At 64.0% G+C, this 19,043-nt stretch carries 12 protein-coding genes; 5 read left to right on the top strand and 7 right to left on the bottom strand.

The features are described 5' to 3' along the window. Nucleotides 1-13 precede the first annotated feature (13 nt). Genes RUGAMON1_RS19320 through RUGAMON1_RS19330 form a run of 3 tightly spaced genes read left to right on the top strand, consistent with a single transcriptional unit; the run spans nucleotide 14 to nucleotide 2,743 of the window. Complete coding sequence (locus RUGAMON1_RS19320) at nucleotides 14-1,393, top strand: hypothetical protein (protein WP_445232041.1); 1,380 nt, start codon at nucleotides 14-16, stop codon at nucleotides 1,391-1,393. 35 nt (nucleotides 1,394-1,428) lie between these two features. Beyond that, nucleotides 1,429-2,190, top strand: a complete 762-nt coding sequence (locus tag RUGAMON1_RS19325) for a hypothetical protein (RefSeq protein ID WP_445232042.1) — start codon at nucleotides 1,429-1,431, stop codon at nucleotides 2,188-2,190. Then, nucleotides 2,183-2,743: a DUF4123 domain-containing protein gene (locus RUGAMON1_RS19330; RefSeq protein WP_445232043.1), complete on the top strand. Its 561-nt coding sequence runs from the start codon at nucleotides 2,183-2,185 to the stop codon at nucleotides 2,741-2,743. Before RUGAMON1_RS19325 ends, RUGAMON1_RS19330 begins: the two co-directional genes overlap by 8 nt. 14 nt (nucleotides 2,744-2,757) lie before the next feature. Here the strand turns inward: RUGAMON1_RS19330 and RUGAMON1_RS19335 are convergent, their stop codons facing one another. Both RUGAMON1_RS19335 and RUGAMON1_RS19340 read right to left on the bottom strand, forming a co-directional pair. Then, nucleotides 2,758-4,704, bottom strand: coding sequence for an NPCBM/NEW2 domain-containing protein (locus RUGAMON1_RS19335; protein WP_445232044.1), 1,947 nt, complete (start codon nucleotides 4,702-4,704; stop codon nucleotides 2,758-2,760). Nucleotides 4,705-4,716: 12 nt separating this feature from the next. After that, a complete protein-coding gene (locus RUGAMON1_RS19340; protein ID WP_445232045.1) occupies nucleotides 4,717-6,687 on the bottom strand; it encodes a sialate O-acetylesterase in 1,971 nt (656 codons plus the stop codon). Nucleotides 6,688-6,844: 157 nt separating this feature from the next. Between RUGAMON1_RS19340 and RUGAMON1_RS19345 the strand changes: the two genes are divergently transcribed. Beyond that, the gene (locus RUGAMON1_RS19345) at nucleotides 6,845-9,157 is read left to right on the top strand and encodes a glycoside hydrolase family 31 protein (RefSeq protein ID WP_445232046.1); all 2,313 of its coding nucleotides are present in this window, start codon (nucleotides 6,845-6,847) and stop codon (nucleotides 9,155-9,157) included. A 77-nt stretch (nucleotides 9,158-9,234) separates the two neighbouring features. On the opposite strand, the gene RUGAMON1_RS19350 is transcribed toward RUGAMON1_RS19345, so the two are convergent. From RUGAMON1_RS19350 to RUGAMON1_RS19370, 5 genes are all read right to left on the bottom strand, one after another. Beyond that, nucleotides 9,235-11,415, bottom strand: a complete 2,181-nt coding sequence (locus RUGAMON1_RS19350) for a methyl-accepting chemotaxis protein (protein ID WP_445232047.1) — start codon at nucleotides 11,413-11,415, stop codon at nucleotides 9,235-9,237. A 161-nt stretch (nucleotides 11,416-11,576) separates the two neighbouring features. Then, complete coding sequence (locus tag RUGAMON1_RS19355) at nucleotides 11,577-13,784, bottom strand: OsmC domain/YcaO domain-containing protein (RefSeq protein ID WP_445232048.1); 2,208 nt, start codon at nucleotides 13,782-13,784, stop codon at nucleotides 11,577-11,579. A 180-nt stretch (nucleotides 13,785-13,964) separates the two neighbouring features. Next, entirely contained in the window at nucleotides 13,965-14,693 is a 729-nt protein-coding gene (locus RUGAMON1_RS19360; protein ID WP_445232049.1) for a hypothetical protein, read from the bottom strand. A 98-nt stretch (nucleotides 14,694-14,791) separates the two neighbouring features. Continuing rightward, nucleotides 14,792-15,214, bottom strand: a complete 423-nt coding sequence (locus RUGAMON1_RS19365; protein WP_445232050.1) for an SRPBCC family protein — start codon at nucleotides 15,212-15,214, stop codon at nucleotides 14,792-14,794. Then, nucleotides 15,211-15,534 carry an ArsR/SmtB family transcription factor gene (locus RUGAMON1_RS19370; protein ID WP_116993914.1) on the bottom strand — a complete coding sequence of 108 codons (324 nt, stop codon included), beginning with the start codon at nucleotides 15,532-15,534 and terminating at the stop codon, nucleotides 15,211-15,213. The genes RUGAMON1_RS19365 and RUGAMON1_RS19370 overlap by 4 nt, the downstream gene beginning before the upstream one ends. Nucleotides 15,535-15,833: 299 nt before the next feature. Between RUGAMON1_RS19370 and RUGAMON1_RS19375 the strand changes: the two genes are divergently transcribed. Further along, the gene (locus RUGAMON1_RS19375; RefSeq protein WP_445232051.1) at nucleotides 15,834-19,028 is read left to right on the top strand and encodes a di-heme oxidoredictase family protein; all 3,195 of its coding nucleotides are present in this window, start codon (nucleotides 15,834-15,836) and stop codon (nucleotides 19,026-19,028) included. The last annotated feature ends 15 nt before the right edge of the window (nucleotides 19,029-19,043 follow it).

A 19,043-nucleotide genomic window follows, 5' to 3' on the forward strand; every position in this document is an offset into this window, starting at 1 on the left:
CAAGGGAGGCGCCATGTCCAATACCGTCGACTTCATCGGATCGGTGTACAACGAGCTGTCCAAACTGCTCAACGTCACCGACGCCGATCCTTCCATCGCCATGCAGATGGCATGGCCTGGATTCTCCCTGTCTCCGCAAGACTTCAAGCCGGCCGATGCGCCGAACGGCCCCTACGATCCGCAAGTGGCCAAGGAGACGTTCTCGCACCTTGCCAATATCGCACCCACGCTCACCAAAGCCTACTTCCAGAACTCCGGGCTGGAGGTGGACGATCTGTACGAAATTCTTGTCACCGGCGCCATCCCGGTCGGCGCCGGTCCTGACGACGTCGGCGCCAATCCGATGTTCAAGCTGTTCGGCGATTCGCAGTACGAATTCCTGCAGGCCAGGACCGGCAGTTCCAGCGATCCCAATTCGTTCTACTACCCTTGTCTTGCGACGCCGGCCAATTGGTACGACGAAGCCGCCGCGCAATCCTGGCCGAGCTTCGATATGCAGTCGGGCGCCGTCAAGCCTGCTGCGCCGGACTCGCGCTTCGTCAAGTTCGGCGGCCCCACGCTGGTCAATCGGGGCGTATGGAAGCTTCCGCCACACGACACGGTGAAAGCCGATACGGTCAAGCTGAGTGTGAGGCAAATGGTGGCGAAAATACAGCAACCCGCGCAGCTCAGGCCGGCGGCGCCGTTCGTCGTGCTGCACAAGCCCTTGAATCTGCAAGCCGCCGCTGCGCTCAAGACGATGCCGGCCGCGGCGCACCTTGCCGTACCGCTGCACGTCAACGCGACGCTCACCAATACCCCGGCGTTTGCGGCCAACCTTGCCAGGGTGAAGGCGCAAACGCTGTTTGACCATAAGATCATGCCGCAGAGTTCCTACGGCCGCTACAAGCTGGCCGACCAGATCCAGACGCTGGACCTGACACGGAAACAGCTCAACCTTGGCCACATCGATCTGGCCAACCGTTTCCATCTGACGAGTCTGATCAACGAAGAGCTGCCCACCAAGCCCGCCGGCACCAGCGACAACTTCAGCATCTCGTTCAGGTACTGCCGGGTCAACATCGATCGCGGCTGGTTCAAGCTGGCGCTGCTGAAGATGAAAAACTGGTACATGTACGGCACCAAGGCCGGCGAATATTCCAACGGTTCCGGCCTCGACAATCCCGGCATGTTCCCTTTGCTGCCGACATCGTTCATCGTGATCCGCGATCTCAAGATCACCGCCAACTGGTCCAACGACGACCGGCAGAATCTGGGCCAGGCAACCGCGCTGGGGTTCTTCGACATCCGCGATTCGACGCTGAACCAGAACACCCTGGAGGTAAAAGGCCTGCAGGTGCTCTGCTGGCTTTCCACCGTCATGCCTCAGTTGCCGCCGGCATCGTCGCCGTGATATGGTTGGGCCATCTATCCATGTGGCCCTAACCTATGTTGCATCCCCTGGCGAACCTTTGGCGCCATCCTGCACGTGTCTTGTTCTACCAGTCGGATGGGTCGGCTGGGCATGCAGCATTCCAAAACAGCGGATCGGGGCACGCGCAGGCCATGGGCGTGCGGCGGCGCTTTTCATCGTCGGACGAGGCGCTCAATTATTTGCGTTACTGGCTAGGCAAGCCGGATGCTCGCGCCGAACTGAAATGGATATTGCAGCGTTCCGGCCAGTCGTTGGCCGGCGCGCATTCGGGCGTGGACGGATGGCAGCACGCACTTGCGCGGCGCATGGCCACGGGCGCTGTGGTGGTGATAGAAGAACACCGCCAGCGTGGCGCTCCCGGCAGGCTGGTCGGTCCAACGTCTGCCGCTACGACCGATGCGGCCGATGCGGCCGTGGCCGCCCTCCCCCTGCTCAGCGACACGGCATCCCCTTCCGCCCAGGCGTCGTCGACGGCGCCGCCTGCAAGCACGGTAACAACGGAGGCCAGCAACACGGCTCCAATAGCGGAGCCGGAAGAGTCGGCATCCGATGCCGACCAGATAGCGCAAGCGGAAGTTCTCGAGGAGGCCGCCAAGGATGGAACGCCGTTTTGCGAGATCTGCGAAGCAGCGCGCCAGGCTGCCCAGCAGTCGACGGAAGCCGCCGCCAATCAGGTCGCGCAGGCTGAAACCTTGGAACAGGCTGCGCGCAATGGAACGCCATTCTGCGAGATATGCGAGAAAATGCGAAAAACTCAGGAGTCATCCAATGAATGAGGCCACGCTGCAACCCCTGATCAATACGCTTTGGGCGGATGACACCGAACCGGAAGGCTGGCACGTGCATTGGCTGCTCGATGGCGCACGCGATCCCGACATTGCAAAGCTGGTTCGTTCCAGCGGCTTGGAGCATGCCTGCCTGTTCTCGGGGCAGCTGCACCCCCGGCTACAGGCGGCAGCCCCCTATCTCGTGCATTTGCCCCCAGGCTCGCCGGCGACCACCGAACTGCTGAAGCGCGGTTGGGGCAAGGCATGGGGAATCTTCACCATTGCCAAGGCTGACATCGCGCTGGCCGAGCAGCGCCTTCATCTCAAGAAGTTCCTGCGGGTTCAGACGGAAGACGGGAAGCTGCTTGCCTTTCGCTATTACGATCCACGTGTGCTCAATACCTATCTCCCCACCTGCACAAGCGAAGAGTTTCGTGATTTTCTAGGCCCGTTAGCCCGACTGATCGCAGAAAGCGACGGCGGCGCCAAGGCGCGGGAATTCGCTCTGCATGATGATGCGATGCGCATCCAGGAACACCCCGTCGTAGGCGCATCTGTTTGATACGCCGATCGTTTTTATTTCGCGCCGTTCAGCGTGCCGGATTCGATCTCATGCGATAACAGTGCGGCATCGCCCCAGCTGACCGGCAACTGCTCATCGACGCTTGCCGTGCTGCGCGCCACCAGCTCGATCAGCTTGGCGCGGCCCAGTTCCGCGCTCAGTGCCTGCGCCGGCTGGCCCCAGCGCAAGGGCTTGCTCTTCGCCAGGAGCTTGCCGTCGCCGTAAATCATGAATGTGACGCCATGCGTATGATCTGTCGCGGAGTCGTCGACCCCCACCAGAGTGCTCAGGCGGCGATAACCACGATTGCGCACCTCCAGACGGGAATTCGCCAAAATGCCGATGCCAGCGGCGTATGAGGTGCCGCCAATCCGCAGCGTCTGGCCAAAGGGGGTGCTGTCGGCGCGTGCGCCACCCCAGCCGGCATACATGGGGCGCTCACCCGCTCCCTTGGTCCCGCTCCAACCGGCCGACGAGCGGAAGATCGTGGGATCGGCCTGCGGCCGGGTCACGCCATCGACGGCCGGGTTCACGCTGCCTGGCTGTTCAGAAAGATAGACGCCCTGCGCCAGCGAGCGCGCACCGTCGGCACGAAAGATGCGGGTCTCGCGCGGCGCGACATGCAGCTTGGTCTCATTCGTAAATGCGGATGCTTCCTTGCTCCACAGATCGGTCAGCGTGACCGGCGCGTCGGCGCGGTACTTCAGCTGCGCTGCGCTCAGGTCGACTTCGATCGGCGCCAGTCCGCGGTTGAAGATCGCAACCGCCTTCTGGCCCGATGCCAGCGGCTTGACCAGGATCTGGAGGTCGTCGGCGTCGTACGCGAGCGTGGCTTGGTTGCCGGCCGAATCCTGATTGACCGCGATGATGTCGGTATTGCCGACGATGTCCATCAGCGGCTGTGGCATGGTCCTGAGGTCGGCCCCTATCATCAGTGGCGCGTTCAGTATAGCCCAGAGCGCAAAGTGCGATTTGGCTTCCACCAGATGGTTGGCGTCGAAGTCGCCGCTGCCGATGTAGAGCATGTCCGGATCATTCCAGCTGCCGGGATGCGCATACAGCTCACGCCGCGCCGCGCTGTCGAAATTACTCAGCATGCGGGCCCAGGAAGGCCGGATGTCGTCGCTGGTGCGCGAGAGGTTGCCGTAGTTTTTGCCCCATGCGCGGACATCGGCCGCCCCCCACACGCATAGCGACAGCAGGAAGTCGCCGTCCGGCTTGTTATGCCGAAGCGCCGCATTAATCTGTGCAAATTCCGCCTGCACCGCCGGAATATTGGAACGGCTTACCGATTCCAGGTCCAGCTGCTGCGTCAACGCGCGGTATTGGCCGGAGCGCACTTTCGGGCTGTCGGCGCCATAGGCGCGCAGGCCGCAACCGTCGACCTTGATGAAGTCGAAGCCCCAGTCACTGAAATAGAGCGCGATGTCCTGATCAATATGGCCGTAAAGGCCGACTTCGCGCTCGGGTACGCTGCCCTTGGGGAGCTCGCTGTCGTCGCCGGAATACGCCTGGGAACAGGTATTGCGGCCCAGATCCGAATAAATGCCTGCCTTGAGCCCCATCGCATGCAGCTTGTCGGTGAAGGGACGGAAGCTGCTGGCGCCGCCCAGGACGGACGATGGGAAACGGTCGGCCCGTATCACCATGCGGCCGTCAGGTATCTGCCGGCGCGCCCACCAGCCGTCATCGATATTGATGTAGCGATAGCCAGCGGCAGCCAGCCCGCTGGCGACGATGCGGTCGGCCGAGCCCAGTATTTTTGCCTCGTCGATATCGGTGCCGAACGCGTTCCAGCTGCTCCAACCCATCGGCGGCGTGGAGGCGCGGCCGGCGGTATAAGCGCTCCAGCGCGCCGTCGGCGCCAGCGGGTCAGTCGCCGCGTGCAATGCGGCCGCCGCGAACCACAGGGTCAGCAGCGCAAAGCGAGGGCGTCGGTGTAAGGGCGGGTATGCTTGCATGAGAGTCTCGGCTTAATTTGATGGTGTTATGTTGAGCTGGAACGTCGCGACCGGCTGGCCGTCGCCGCTGAACAGATTGACGAACGGCGCATCGGCCCAGGCATGGCGCACGCCCGTGACGTCGGCCGAGCCGGCGCCCGGCAGCACCACGCTGTCGCCGTCCACGCGCGCATCGGCATAGCGGCATGCCCTGCCCGCGCACACTTCGAAACCGATGGCGCGGTCGGACGAATACGTCGCCAGGCCGCCGCCGGTGTCGCGGAAGGCGATGACGATGTCCTTGCCGCTGCGCCGCGCCGACGCCGGATACGGCCTGGCAGGCACCGTCTGTTCGCCGTACGCCACTGCCCGCGCAACCTGCGCCAAACGTTCGCCGACGATCGTCTTCTGCGTCGGATGGATGTCGAAGCGGTCGCCGACGTCGAGTGTGACGGCGAGCCCCGCATGGGCGTCGTGGGCGACCGCTTCGGCCTGGGCGTTACGCAGCTCGGCCCAATCGGACTGGCCGGGCGTCTTTGCCGCCGAGCCGAACGACGGCAGCTGCACGATCAGGAAGGGCAGCGCGGGCTGGCCGAAGCGCTGCCGCCAGTCGCGCATCAGCATCGGCAGCAGCGTGCGGTATTCCTGTGCCGCGCCGGCATTCGCCTCCCCTTGGTACCAGGCCACCAGCTTGAATTTATAGCCGACCAGCGGAGCGAGCATGCCGTTGTACAGGGTGGTGAGGCTGGTCGGTACGTCCCACGGCGCGGGCGGAACGGCCAGGCCGCTCAATGCGCTGCCGCGCCGGATTTTCCAGGCGGCGGGCAAAGGGATAGCCTGGCCGTCCACCGTGCCGATGTTGCGGCTGGCCGGCTGGCCCGACAGGCCGCCTCCCCTGCCGCCGCTCAGCACGCGCATGGAGATCGCGTTGCGGCCCGGCCTGAACACCCCGGCAGGCACGGCATAGTCCCGCCACATCCACGGCGTGCTGGCGCCGCCCACGCGCACGCCGTTGATCCAGGTGGTGTCATAGGTGTCGACCGGCCCCAGGTGCAGTGTATTCGCCTTCCTGGCCTGCGCTTCCGTCAGCGTGACGGTCGTGCGGTACCAGGCCACGCCGTCGAAGTCCTTGAAGCCGGCCAGGCCGCTGTCCTTCCACGACCCGCTCGGCACGACCGCCGGCCACGCGCCATCGTCGAAGTCCGGCGCGGCCCAAGCGCGCTGCGCGGCCGCGTCCGGGTCGTGCGCGCGCCACCACGCATCGCTGCGCGCGTCCTCGGCGCGCATGCCTGCGCCCGGATCGGCGCCGTAGTCCGCGACGGCGGCGACCCCGGCCAGGTAGCCGGAGAGAGAGCTCAACGAGTCGGCGCCTATCCAGCTCTGGATCGTCGTTCCGCCCCAGCTGGCGTGGACAAAGCCGACCGGGATTTTGTAGCGGGCCTGCAGCGAGCGCGCCATGTAGTAGCAGACGGCGGAGGCATCGCTCACGGTTTCCTCGGTCAAGGGCACCCAAGCGACCGGCCCCTTGAGTTCCTCCTGAGGTGTCGCCGCGCTGTTTTTTTGGACATTCAGGTAGCGGATGCTGTCGTTGCGCGCCCCATAGGTGGCCCCCATGGCATTGGTCGATGCGCGCACGGCGAATTCCATGTTGGACTGGCCCGAACACAGGTAGACATCGCCGAGCAGGATGTCGGCCCGGCGGACCGTTTGGTGGTCCGACGTCACCGTCAGCGTATAAGGCCCGCCGGCCGGCTGTGGCGGCAACTCGATCCGCCATTTGCCGTGCGCATCCGCGCGGACGCTCGCCCTCTGTTGGTTCAGCGCCAGCGCCACGTCGCGTCCTGCCTGCGCCGTACCCCAGACGGCGATGGTCTGGTCGCGCTGCAAAACAGCGTGGTCGGAAAATATGCTTGCCAGTCCGAGTTCAGTCCCTTGCGCGGGCAGCCCCAGGCAGCTGACCGCAAACGCCAGCAAGGGCGCAGCGATGCGTGTTGTCTCCATCATGATTCCTCGTCTTAGATCAGCCCATTCTGCGATGTTGCGTCTCACCGAGCAATTATGAAAATTGCCAATTGGTCCAACATTATTGATGAAGGAAGGCCGGATGGATTTCTTACGAAGGCTCAGCCCGATAGAATGAGCGCACTTCAATGTGAGAGATATGATGATGAAAAAGATCCTGCGTGCCGCTGTCGCCTTTGCTTTTGTATCCCTGTGCGCAGCATTGGCGCCTGCCCGCGCGGACGGCGCCGCACCGGCCGCTACGGCCGCGACGGTGGACGCACGCGGCCTGCTGCTCACCACCGAGCGCGGCGCGGTGCGGATCGAGCCATGGTCCGACCGTATCGTGCACGTGCTGGCCGGGCCGGCGGCGGGATGGGACGGCAACTACAATCCGGCCGTCATCGCCCGCCCAGTCAAGGTGAACTGGTCCACCATGGAAACACCGGACTACTACCAGTTGGCGACGCCGGCCCTGCAGGTCCGCGTGACGAAGGCCGGCGGCGCCGTCAGCTTCTACGATGCGCGCGGAAAGCAGTTATTGGCAGAAGCCGGGCGTGACATTTCGAAATCCGGCATCGTGCAGGGATTCAACTATACCGGTCCGGTCTTCGGGCTGGGGCAGCACCAAAACGGAAAACTCGACTACCGCGGCATATCGGTACGCCTGCAGCAGGCAAACCGCGACGTCGCCGTGCCGATGCTGGTGACCCCGGAAGGCTTCGGCATCTTGTGGAACAATGCGTCTGTCACCCAAGTCGATGCCGACCTGCCGGCCGGTCCGTACGCCCTGTCTATCCGCTCCGAGGCCGGACAAGGCGTCGACTACCATTTCATCCTCGGTCCGGAACTGGACGAGGTGATTGCCGGCTACCGCCAACTGACCGGAAGCGCGCCCCTGATGGCGCGCTGGACCTGGGGCCTGTGGCAGTCGAAGGAGCATTACGCCACCCAGGCCGAGTTGCTGGAGGTCGCGGCGCGCTACCGCGAGATGCAGGTGCCATTGGACGCGGTCGTCCAGGACTGGCAATACTGGAAGCCGGGCTCGTGGGGCGAGCACGAGATGGATCCGGCGCGCTATCCAGCGCCAAAAGCCATGCTCGACAAGCTGCACGCGCAGCATGTGCACGCCATCATTTCTGTTTGGCCCAGATTCGACGCCGGCACCCGTAACGCGGCTGCGCTGGAGGCGGCCGGGTCCTTGTATTCGCCGTTGTACAACAACGTCTACCCCGCAGGCCAGGGCCGCTGGTACGACGCCTATGCGCCCCAGGGCCGCCAGTTGTATTGGGATCAGATTAGCCGGACGCTCGGCCAGGCCGGTTGGGACGGCTGGTGGCTCGATGCCAGCGAGGCGGAATTGGGCGGCTGGTGGGGCCAGATGCGCGACGTCGCCACGGCGGCCGGACCGGGCGCCGAAGTGTACAACGCCTACCCCTTGCTGCACACGACAGCCGTCTTCGAAGGCTCGGCGAAAGACGCGCCCGCCAAGCGCCCCTTGATCCTCACGCGCTCGGCCTACAGCGGCCAGCAGCGCAACGCGGCGATCACCTGGTCCGGCGACACCATGGGCACCTGGGACGTGCTGCGCGCGCAAGTCCCGGCCGCGCTGAACTTCACGCTGAGCGGCATACCCTACTGGTCGGCCGACATCGGCGGTTTCTTCGGCGGGAATCCTGCCGATCCCGATTACGCCGAGCTGTACACGCGCTGGTACCAGTTTGGCGCGTTCAACCCGATGTTCCGTGTGCACGGCACGGGGGACCCGAAGGAGATCTGGCGCTTCAGCCCGCCCACCCAGAAGATCCTGCGCGACATGACGCGCCTGCGCTACCGGCTGCTGCCGTACATCTATTCGGCATCGTGGGATGTCACCAGCCGCAACGGCACCATGATGCGCGCGTTGGCGATGGACTTCCGCATGGACGCCCAAGCCGTCGCCGCGGCCGACCAGTACATGTTCGGCAAGGCGCTGATGGTCGCGCCCGTGACGTCGCCGAACACGCAGATGCGTACCGTCTACCTGCCGGCGAAGAGCGACTGGTTCGATTTCTGGAGCGGCAAGCGCTACGCGGGCGGCAAGGTGGTCGCCGTCAAGGCCGATATCGCAACCATTCCGCTATTTGCCCGCGCGGGCAGCATCTTGCCGCTGGGGCCAGTCACCCAGTATGCCGACGAAAAGAGCGACCAGCCTGTCGAGTTGCGCGTCTACCCCGGCCGCGACGGCAGTTTCGAACTGTACGACGACGCCGGCGATGGCCAAGGCTATGTCCGTGGCGAACACGCGACCCGCCTCTTCACGTGGGACCAGTCCCGCCAGAAACTGCTTATCGCACCGTGGCAAGGCGGCTTCCCAGGCTTGCGCCGCGAGCAAGTCTTTATCGTGCGCTGCGCGACGACGCCTGGCAGCGCGGGCGTGCGCGCGGTGGCTGGCAGCGCACCGCTGGAGGTGCCGTTGCCGGCGTGTCGCTAGGCGGGCCGTTGGCCAGTCATGCGGCAGCGATACCGGACGCCTGCAAGCCGGCCTGTCAGCATGAACTTCCCGTGCGTTCAGAACGCCGTGAACTGCGCTTCGTCCGGTTCCGCCTCGCCCGCATATGACTGCTTGTACTGCGGCCGCAGGCCATGCAACTTGATCGGCGCCGGCGACTTGGACATCATGCGCACCACCGGGTCGGGCCGCGCCTGCGCCGCCGGCTTGGCGGCGGCCCGGTGAAGGCGGAAGAAGGCCATCAGCTGCTGCAGCTGTTCGGCCTGGCCGCTCATTTCTTCGGCGGTGGCCGCCAGCTCTTCCGAACTGGCCGCGTTTTGCTGGGTGGTCTGGCTCAACTGGCTGACCGCCGCATTGATCTGCCCCACGCCCGCGGTCTGCTCTTCCGATGCGGCCGTGATTTCCTGTACCAGGTCCGAAGTCTTGCGGATATTCGGCACCATCTGGTCGAGCAGCCGGCCGGCTTTTTCCGCCAGCTGCACGCTGCTGCCGGCCACTTCGCCGATTTCCTGCGCCGCCACCTGGCTGCGCTCGGCCAGCTTCCGGACCTCGGCCGCCACCACCGCGAAGCCCTTGCCGTGCTCGCCGGCGCGGGCCGCTTCGATCGCCGCGTTCAGCGCCAGCAGATTGGTCTGGTAGGCGATGTCGTCGATGATGCCGATCTTGGCGGCGATCTGGTTCATCGCGCTGACCGTCGCCCGGACCGCCTCGCCGCCCTCGTTCGCCTCGCTCGACGCCTTGCTGGCCATGCCGTCGGTGACCTTGGCATTCTCGGTGTTTTGCGCGATCGAGGCGGTCATCTGTTCGATCGAGGCGCTGGTTTCCTCGACGCCGGCGGCCTGTTCGCTCGACGCCTGCGACAGCGACTGCGCCGTCGCGCTGACCTGCTCCGAGGCCCGCGCCAGCGCATCGGCGGCGCCGTTGACTTCGTGGACCACCTGGGACAGCCGGTCCACGCTGTTGTTGGTGTACTCCTTCAGCTGGCCGAACGCGCCTTCGTAAGTCTTGTCGATGCGTTCGGTGAGGTCGCCCTCGGACACCGCACCCATCACGCGCACCACGTCACCGATGCTGCTGCGCAGCTTGTCGGTCATGTTGTCGATCGCGTGCAGGGTCTGGCCGATCTCGTCGCGGCGGTCGGCGGTGATCCGCACATCGAAGTTGCCCTGGGCGATGGCGTCGGCCGCGCCGGCGGTTTGCTTCAGCGGCCGGGTGATCGAGACGGTGATCAGGTAGCCGATCCAGCCGGCCAGCACCGACATCGCGGTGACCAGGGCCAGCAGCGTGTACATGGCGTTGCTCAAGCGGTTGGCCCGTTCGACCAGCAACTTATCCAGCTCGGTCATGGCCGCATCGACCAGCTTGAACTGGATATCGATCGCGCGCGTGAAGGCGCTGACGTAATCGGGGCCCGAATAATTGAGCTTGTCCGCCTTGATCACCTGCGCCTCGGCCAGCTGCATGGCCTGCCTCGCTTCGGCCAGGCTGTCGTCGGCGATCTTTTGCAGCTGCTCCCGCAAGGCCGGGTTGGCGGCGCCGGCCTTGGTGAACGCCGCCGTCATGCTGGCATAGTGTTCGTTGGCGCGGTCCAGCAGATTGGACATGCCGGTGCGTTCCTGCGGTTCGATCGCATGCTGCGCCAGGAAGCCGGCGCCGCGCGCCCGCATGCGGCCGAGGTCTTCGGCCAGGCCGGGCAGATGGTAAAGCGCGCCGAAGATCAGGTAATAGCTGTCCACGTCGGGATCGAGCGTCAGGCCGAAATGGTCCGCCGTCAGGTCGAGCACCGCCATGACCTGGCTGACCAGCACAGTGTGGCTGGCAGTGCTGTCCTTGCCGCTGATGCCGCGCGCCGTGATTTCGCCGCTCAAGGCTTTCCAATGGACTTGCGCCTCGTTCCACGCCGCCAGCACCGCCGCATCCTGGACCGTGTCCTTGAGCAGCTTGGCGGCGCTCTGGAAGGCGCGCTCCGTCTCCGTCTGCTTGTTGCTTTGCTCGCCCGCCTTGTCGTCGCGGCCGGCCAGCACCAGCGCCGCCAGGCCGCGGTGCTGCTGGGTAAGCTGCATCACCCGTAGCAGCGCACGCGACGGACCGGTACCCCGCGTTTCCGTGCGCGCGGCGTCGAGCGTCTTGTACGAGTCGCGCACATACAGAAAGGAAGGCACAGTGACGAGCGCGGCGCCAAATGCGGCAAGGATGGCGAACTTCTTCCACAACAGCAGATTGTTCAAGAAACGGATCATGATCTCTCCAATGCGCGACGGCAGAACTTATTGTGCCGCAGAAATTTGGTGAGATTCTCTCCAATAAACACAATGCAAGTAGCCGGGGCCGGTCTGTCCTCTGCAAACCGGCCGGCGCGACGTACAATGTGGAAGTTGCTTTTTTGCGACGCAGCCTGGCGCTATCGCGTGCCCGTTGGGTTCGCCTTGGCCCGCGCCACGTGCAGTTTTTTGTAGCTGTCGATCAGGCGCTGGTGCCTGTCGAGCCCTTCCAGCTTCATGCTGGTCGGCGTCAAGCCGAAGAAGCGCACGCTGCCATCCACCGAGCCGATCACCGCGTCCATGCGTGCATCGCCAAACATGCGGCGGAAGTTGACCACGTAGTCGTCCAGTTCCATGTCGTCATCCAGGACCACCTCCAGCACCGCGTTCAAGGCCTGATAGAACAGTCCGCGATCGAGCGTGTTGTCGTTGTATTGCAGGAAGGCCTCCACCAGCTCTTGCGCTGCTTCGTAGTCCTGCAAAGCGAGTTGTATCAACAGCTTCAACTCCAGCACCGTCAACTGGCCCCAGACCGTATTCTCGTCAAATTCGACGCCGATCAGGGTGGCGATATCGGAGTACTCATCCAGCTCGCTGTTCTCCAGACGCTCGATCAGCGCTTCCAGGCTGGCATCGTCCAGGCGATGCAAGTTCAGGACGTCGGCGCGGAAGCGCAGTGCCTTGTTGGTGTTATCCCAGATCAAGTCTTCCACCGGATAGACTTCCGAGTAGCCAGGCACCAGGATGCGGCAGGCGGCGGCGCCCAACTGGTCGTACACGGCCACGTACACTTCCTTGCCCATGCCTTCGAGTATGCCGAACAGGGTCGCAGCTTCCTCGGCGTTGGAATTTTCACCATGGCCGGAGAAATCCCACTCGACAAATTCGTAATCGGCCTTGGCGCTGAAGAAGCGCCACGAGACGATGCCGCTGGAATCGATGAAGTGCTCAACGAAATTGTTTGGTTCAGTGACGGCGTTGCTGACAAAGGTAGGCCGCGGCAAATCGTTCAAGCCTTCAAAACTACGGCCTTGCAGCAATTCCGTCAGACTGCGTTCCAGCGCCACTTCCAGGCTCGGGTGCGCGCCGAACGAGGCGAACACGCCGCCGGTGCGCGGATTCATCAAGGTCACGCACATCACCGGGTACTCGCCACCCAGCGACGCATCCTTCACCAGCACCGGGAAGCCCTGCTCTTCCAAGCCCTTGATGCCGGCCAGAATGCCGGGATATTTCGCCAACACTTCCTGCGGCACATCCGGCAGTGCGATCTCGCCTTCCAGGATTTCGCGTTTGACCGCCCGCTCGAAAATCTCCGACAGGCATTGCACCTGGGCTTCGACCAGCGTATTGCCGGCGCTCATGCCGTTGCTGACGAAGAGGTTTTCAACCAGGTTGGACGGGAAATACACCACCTCGCCGTCCGACTGCCGCACATACGGCAGCGAGCAGATACCACGCTCCACATTGCCGGAATTGGTGTCGTACAGATGCGAGCCGCGCAACTCGCCATCCGGATTGTAGATATCCAGGCAGTACTGATCCAGTATTTCCGCCGGCAGCGCATCTTTGCGGCCAGGCTTGAACCAGCGCTCGTTCGGATAGTGCACAAACGGCGCTTCGGCGATGTCTTCGCCCCAGAACGCACCGGCGTAGAAGTGATTGTTGCTCAGTCGTTCGATATATTCGCCCAAGGCCGACGCCAGCGCGCTTTCCTTGGTCGCGCCCTTGCCGTTGGTGAAGCACATCGGCGAGTGCGCATCGCGGATGTGCAGCGACCACACGTTGGGAACGATGTTGCGCCACGAAGCGATTTCGATCTTGATGCCCAGGCCGGCCAGCAGCCCCGACATGTTGGCGATGGTTTGCTCCAACGGCAAATCCTTGCCCGCAATATAGGTGCTCGCTTCCGAAGCCGGGTTCAGCATCAGCAAGGCCTGGGCATCGGCGTCCAGGTTCTCCACCGATTCAATCACAAACTCGGGGCCGGCCTGCACCACTTTTTTCACCGTGCAACGGTCGATGGAACGCAAGATGCCTTCGCGGTCCTTGTCGGAGATATCGCTCGGCAACTCAACCTGGATCTTGAAAATCTGCTGGTAGCGATTTTCCGGATCAACAATATTGTTTTGCGACAGGCGGATGTTGTCGGTGGGGATATTGCGCGTCGAGCAGTACAACTTTACGAAATAAGCGGCGCACAAGGCCGACGAGGCCAGAAAATAGTCAAACGGACCAGGCGCCGAGCCATCGCCCTTGTAGCGGATGGGCTGGTCGGCGATGACCGTGAAATCATCGAATTTAGCTTCAAGACGCAGCTTATCGAGAAAGTTGACCTTAATTTCCATGGGTAAGTTCCAATTTTTGCACAAAATAATCCGCCATTATCCGCCCTTCTCGCTTTGCAGCAAAGGCCGTTGGCTGGGATTCGATGCAAACTCTCCAGCCTGCACCTGGCGCTGGTTGCCGGCAACAAGGTGGCCGGCAAGTCTTCCATCGTGCAAATAGCCTGCGGCGATCAGTCAGATTCAGGCCGCGAGTGCTGCGCCGCCTGCGGTATGAACGGCCGCAAGGAACTTGTTGCGCACCAGTAGAGACGCCGCCGCCAGATTCCATACGGCCTGTGCCGCCAGGATGCTGAGGATGGCCGCAAGGCTCATGTTGACGCCAACCACAACCACGGTGCCGACCACCAGCGCGCCGGACAACAGCCCGAGCAACCCCACGCCGCGCTGCAGGCCGCGTCCACCCAGCAACACCAGCGACCACCCGATTCCGGCCGCCGCTTGCAGCACCCAGCCCACCCGCGCCAAATCGGTCAACGCCACGCCGGTGAAGGCGATCATGTTGTAGCCCTGTTTGATACTGTCGGGCGAGGCCCCGGCGAACATCGCGGCCAGGTCGCCGCTGACAAAACCGTCGAGCGTGGTCGCGCCTATCATCGCCACGCAGCCGATCAGATAGGTCGTCAAACTGGCCAGCACCAGCGGCCGCCGCAGATCCAGCCGGGCCGCGAGGCAGGCATAGCCGAAAGCGTAGGCCAGCACGCTGGCAATCGCCACCGTGTGCACCAGCGATTTCATCGGCCGCATCGCCACCATGCTGGCCATGATCTCCTGCGGCGTCGTGCCTGAAGCGCCCTGGTCCAGTGCGACAAAGATGGTCGACAATATCGTGGCGGCGGCGATCGCCAGCCCGGCGGTGCGGGCCGACGAGCGTTGTTGCTGGTCAGCCAAGGTCAGTGCGGAGTGGTGCATGGTGTCCCCTTTTCTAGTCGATAGGGCATGCGGTTGATTCCGCATGCCGTTGACGACTTTAAGGGGACTGCGATGCTGGTTTATGTAGTTTTTGTAAATTAATGTGAAGCCGCGTCGTCTTTGTCCACCAGCTGTTCCAGCGCGTCGAAGAGATGCTGCCAACCATATTGCGCGCCCTGGTAGGCCTGCTCCTGGTCCGGCCGGAAGCCGGTTTGCTCCATCCGCAAATGGGTGCCGGTCGCGGTGGCGGCCAGTGTCCACGTCACCACGCTTTCCAGTCCCATGGCGTTCCAGGTGTAGGCCAGCGTCTTTTGCGGTTCGACTTCCATCACCTGGCAGTCGACCGTGCCCCAGTCGCCGTTTAAGTTAAAGCGGTGGCCTGGCACGGCCTGGAAATCATTCTTCATCAACCAGGCCTCGATCAGGTGCGGCTGGGTCAGCGCCCGCCACAGCTTTTCCGGCGGATGCGAAAACTCCCGTTCGACGACGACGGTGCGGAGTTGGTGTGCGATATCGTTCATTGGTCCATCCTTTTCAGTAGGTCATCAAGATCGTCGAACTTGCCATCCCAGAAACGGCTCATCTGGCTGGTCCAGTCCAACAGCGGGGTCAGCGCCTTCAGCTGCGCGCTGTAGTGGGTTTGGCGGCCCTCATGCCGGTCCCGCACCAGGCCGGCCTGCTTCAGCACGGCCAGATGCTTGGACACGGCCGGTTGCGACACCTGCGCATGGGTGGTCAACACCCCTACGGTTTGTTCGCCGCCGGTGCATAGCTTCTCGAAGATCGCCCGCCGGGTCGGGTCGGCCAGCGCGCGAAACAGCTCGTCATGGGAGTTTGTCATGTGAATCCATAGCCACTAAGTTATGGATTAAATCATAGCCAACCAGTTATGAATAGTCAAGCGAAAGATGACAGATGCGCGCACGCTTGACATGTCCGATGACTCAAGATATCTTCACAACTATTGCCCCATCGAAAGTTTTCATAAAACTCAATCCGGGCAAGTTTCATCTGCACACACCCAGCAAGCCCAACCTTAACTGAATCGCAGCACCCGACTGGAAAGCCACGACCGGAGCTGGAAACGCTTCCACATACTCCGATTTTCGCCATCACGAACCAGGAACGAAGGAATGCACCATGAATAGTCGTTGCAGGAATCTATCGCTACAGGGCCTCCCCGTAGTCTTGTCGCTGCTGCTGGCCGCGTGCGGCGGTGGCGGCGATCAGGCCGCCACGCCGCAGGCCGCGCGCATGCTCAGCGCGATGAAGGTTCAGGGCGGCGCCGCCGCCTCGGCCGAAACCGCGCTGACGCCGGTCAACGCCACGGCCAGCTCGTCCGAACGCGGCGATTTGTCGGCCGCCGCCGCCATCGACCATAACGACGCCACCCGCTGGGGCAGCGGATTTTCCGACGACCAGTACCTGACACTGGACTTCGGCGCCAGCCAGGCCATCAGCCGCGTCCACATCGCGTGGGAAAACGCGCACGCCGCCCAATACCTGTTGCAAGTGTCCGACGACAACTCGACCTGGACCACGATCAAGACCGTCGACAACAGCCAGGGCGGCACCGAAGACTGGACCGGCCTGTCCGGCCAGGGCCGCTATCTGCGCATGAAAGGCGTCAAACGCTCCAGCCAGTACGGCTATTCGATCTTCGAGATCCAGACATTCACCGGCACTCCGGTCACGACGCCGCCGGTGGACAACACGCCGCCCGTGGTGATCGACCCGACCAAACCTGGCGTGACAATCAAACCGGTGGCGGCGACCTCGTCGGCGGTGGAAAACGGCGGCCTGTCGGCCAGCATGGCCATCGACGGCAAGACCGCCACCCGCTGGGCCAGCACGGCCGAAGACGGCGCCTGGATCCAGTTCGACTTCGGCGCCAAGACCCAGGTCGGCTACATGAAGCTGCAGTGGGAGAACGCCTACGGCAAGCAATACGCGCTGCGCGTGTCCGACGACGGCCAAGCCTGGTCGCAGGTGCGCTACGTCGGCGCCGGCCAGGGCGGCACCGAGGAGTTCTACAACCTCGGCATCAACGCCCGCTACATCCGCCTGCAGGGCGTGGCGCGCGCCACCCAGTACGGCTACTCGCTGTACGAAGTGGAATTCAAGACGCCGGGCAGCGACAACACGCTGGCCAGCAGCGCCACCTCGCCGCTGAAATATCCGGCCAGCGGCGCCGGCTGGGCGCCCTTGCCCGCCGCCGCGCAGCCGCTGGAAACGCTGCAATTCACGCTGCCGGACGGCACCCTGGTCACCCGCTTCGGCGCGCGCGGCCTGGCCCGCCACGGCCGCGAGCGCGGCGAGGAGTGGAACGAAATCGGCTACGGCCCGAACGAGACCGTCGATCCGGTCACCGGCCTGCCGCTCGACAAAGGTCCGGGCAACTACCTGACCTTCGTGTCGAACTACTTCAAGAACCGCACCTGGGGCGTCGAGATCATCGACAACAGCCGCGTACCCGGCGTGACCAAGCCGGTGCTGATCGTCAACCAGTACACCACGGTGGACTTCCTGTCCGGCGGCATCGCCTTCTTCCGCGGCTTCGACCGTCCCGGCGTGACCGGCTACGGCTGGATGGCGCCGGGCGAGCTGGTGGACCGCAACGTGCCGGTCTGCAAACCGGTGGCCTTCCCCGCCGCCGGCAAGCTGGCCAGCGTCGACGGCATCAACGGTGCCTGCACGCTGCGCATCAAGGAATATCCGGGCCATGGCGACCTCGACGCCAACGGCATGCCAAACGGCGGGGACGTGAAGGCACGTCCGCTGGTGACCGGCGACATCATCGAAGTCTCGCCATCGATGTTCTCCACCACCGAGTCGATGACCGCCAACGGCGACACCGGCGGCATCCGCTACTACTCCTACGAATGGACTTACGTGGTCGGCGCCGGCCTGAAGCCGTGGTACGGCGTGCAGCCGCGTTTGAATTCGGTGCCGCTGCCGGAGGCAACGCTGTCCGGCGGCCAGGGTTCGGTGTCCTACAACTACTCGGACAACGGCCTGTTCATGTTCCAGCAGCCGCACAACAACATCGGCATGCAGAACATGCAGCGCTTCGTTGAAGGCCGCCGTCTGGTGCACACCAACTTCACCACCGGCGACCACAACGAACCGGGCAACGACCGCTATCTGCCGGCCGTGGGCCTGCAGGGACAGCGCTTCAACCAGTCCGCCTGCATCGCCTGCCACGTCAACAACGGCCGCAGCGCGGCGCCGACCGCCATCAACCAGAAGCTGGACAACATGGCCATCCGCGTGGCGACCACCAATGCGCAAGGCCAGCAGCTGCCGCACGCGCAGTACGGCACCGCGATCCAGATGAACGCCGTATCGGCCAGCGGCGCGCCGCAGAACTGGGGCAACACCGTCAGCGTGGGCGGCTTCGAGGCCCGCACCGTCAAGCTGGCCGACGGCACCGCCGTCGAACTGCGCAAGCCGACGCTGGCCTTCGAAGGTCCGGTGCCGGACACCTACTCGCTGCGCGCCGCCCAGCCTATGATAGGCGTGGGCCTGCTGGAAGCCATACCGGAAGCGGACATCATCGCCCGCGCCCGCACGGCGCCGGACGCCGATGGCGTGGTCGGCGTGGCCAACTATGTCTACGAGCCGGAAACCGGCGCCGTGCGCCTGGGCCGCTTCGGCTGGAAGGCCGGCAAGTCCACGCTGCGCCACCAGGCCAGCGAAGCACTGCTGCTGGACATGGCGGTCACTTCGCCGGTCTATCCCAACCGCGCCTGCGCCACCGGCCCTGCCGCTTGCGCCACCGGCGGCACGCAGAAAGGCATCTCGGAAGCCGACCTGCAATCGATCTCGCGTTATCTGTCGCTGGTGGCGGTACCGGCCCAGCGCAGCATCCCGAGCGGTTTCCCCAAAGGCGTGGCGCCGCTGGATGAACACCGTGTCGATGCGCAGCAGGTCGCAGCCGGGGCCAAACTGTTCCAGGGCATGCGCTGCGTGGCCTGCCACACCGCGGAAATGAAGACCGGTTCCGGCCATCTGTTTGCGGAGCTGCGCAACCAGACCATCCGTCCGTACTCCGACCTGCTGCTGCACGACATGGGCACGGGGCTGGCCGACAAGTTCGTCGAAGGCCAGGCCAAGGGCGGCATGTGGCGCACTTCGCCGCTGTGGGGCATCGGCTATACCGACAAGGTGATGGGCAACAGCAGCAAGGTCGGCTACCTGCACGACGGCCGCGCGCGCAACCTGACCGAAGCCGTCATGTGGCACGCCGGCGAAGCCGACAAGTCGCGGCAGCGCTTCGAGAATCTGTCGAAGGCCGACCGCGATGCCTTGCTGGCTTTCCTGAAGTCCTTGTAGCGACAGCGGCCGCCG

The sequence above is a fragment of the Duganella rhizosphaerae genome (genome assembly GCF_040364205.1).
Lineage (GTDB): Bacteria > Pseudomonadota > Gammaproteobacteria > Burkholderiales > Burkholderiaceae_D > Rugamonas > Rugamonas rhizosphaerae.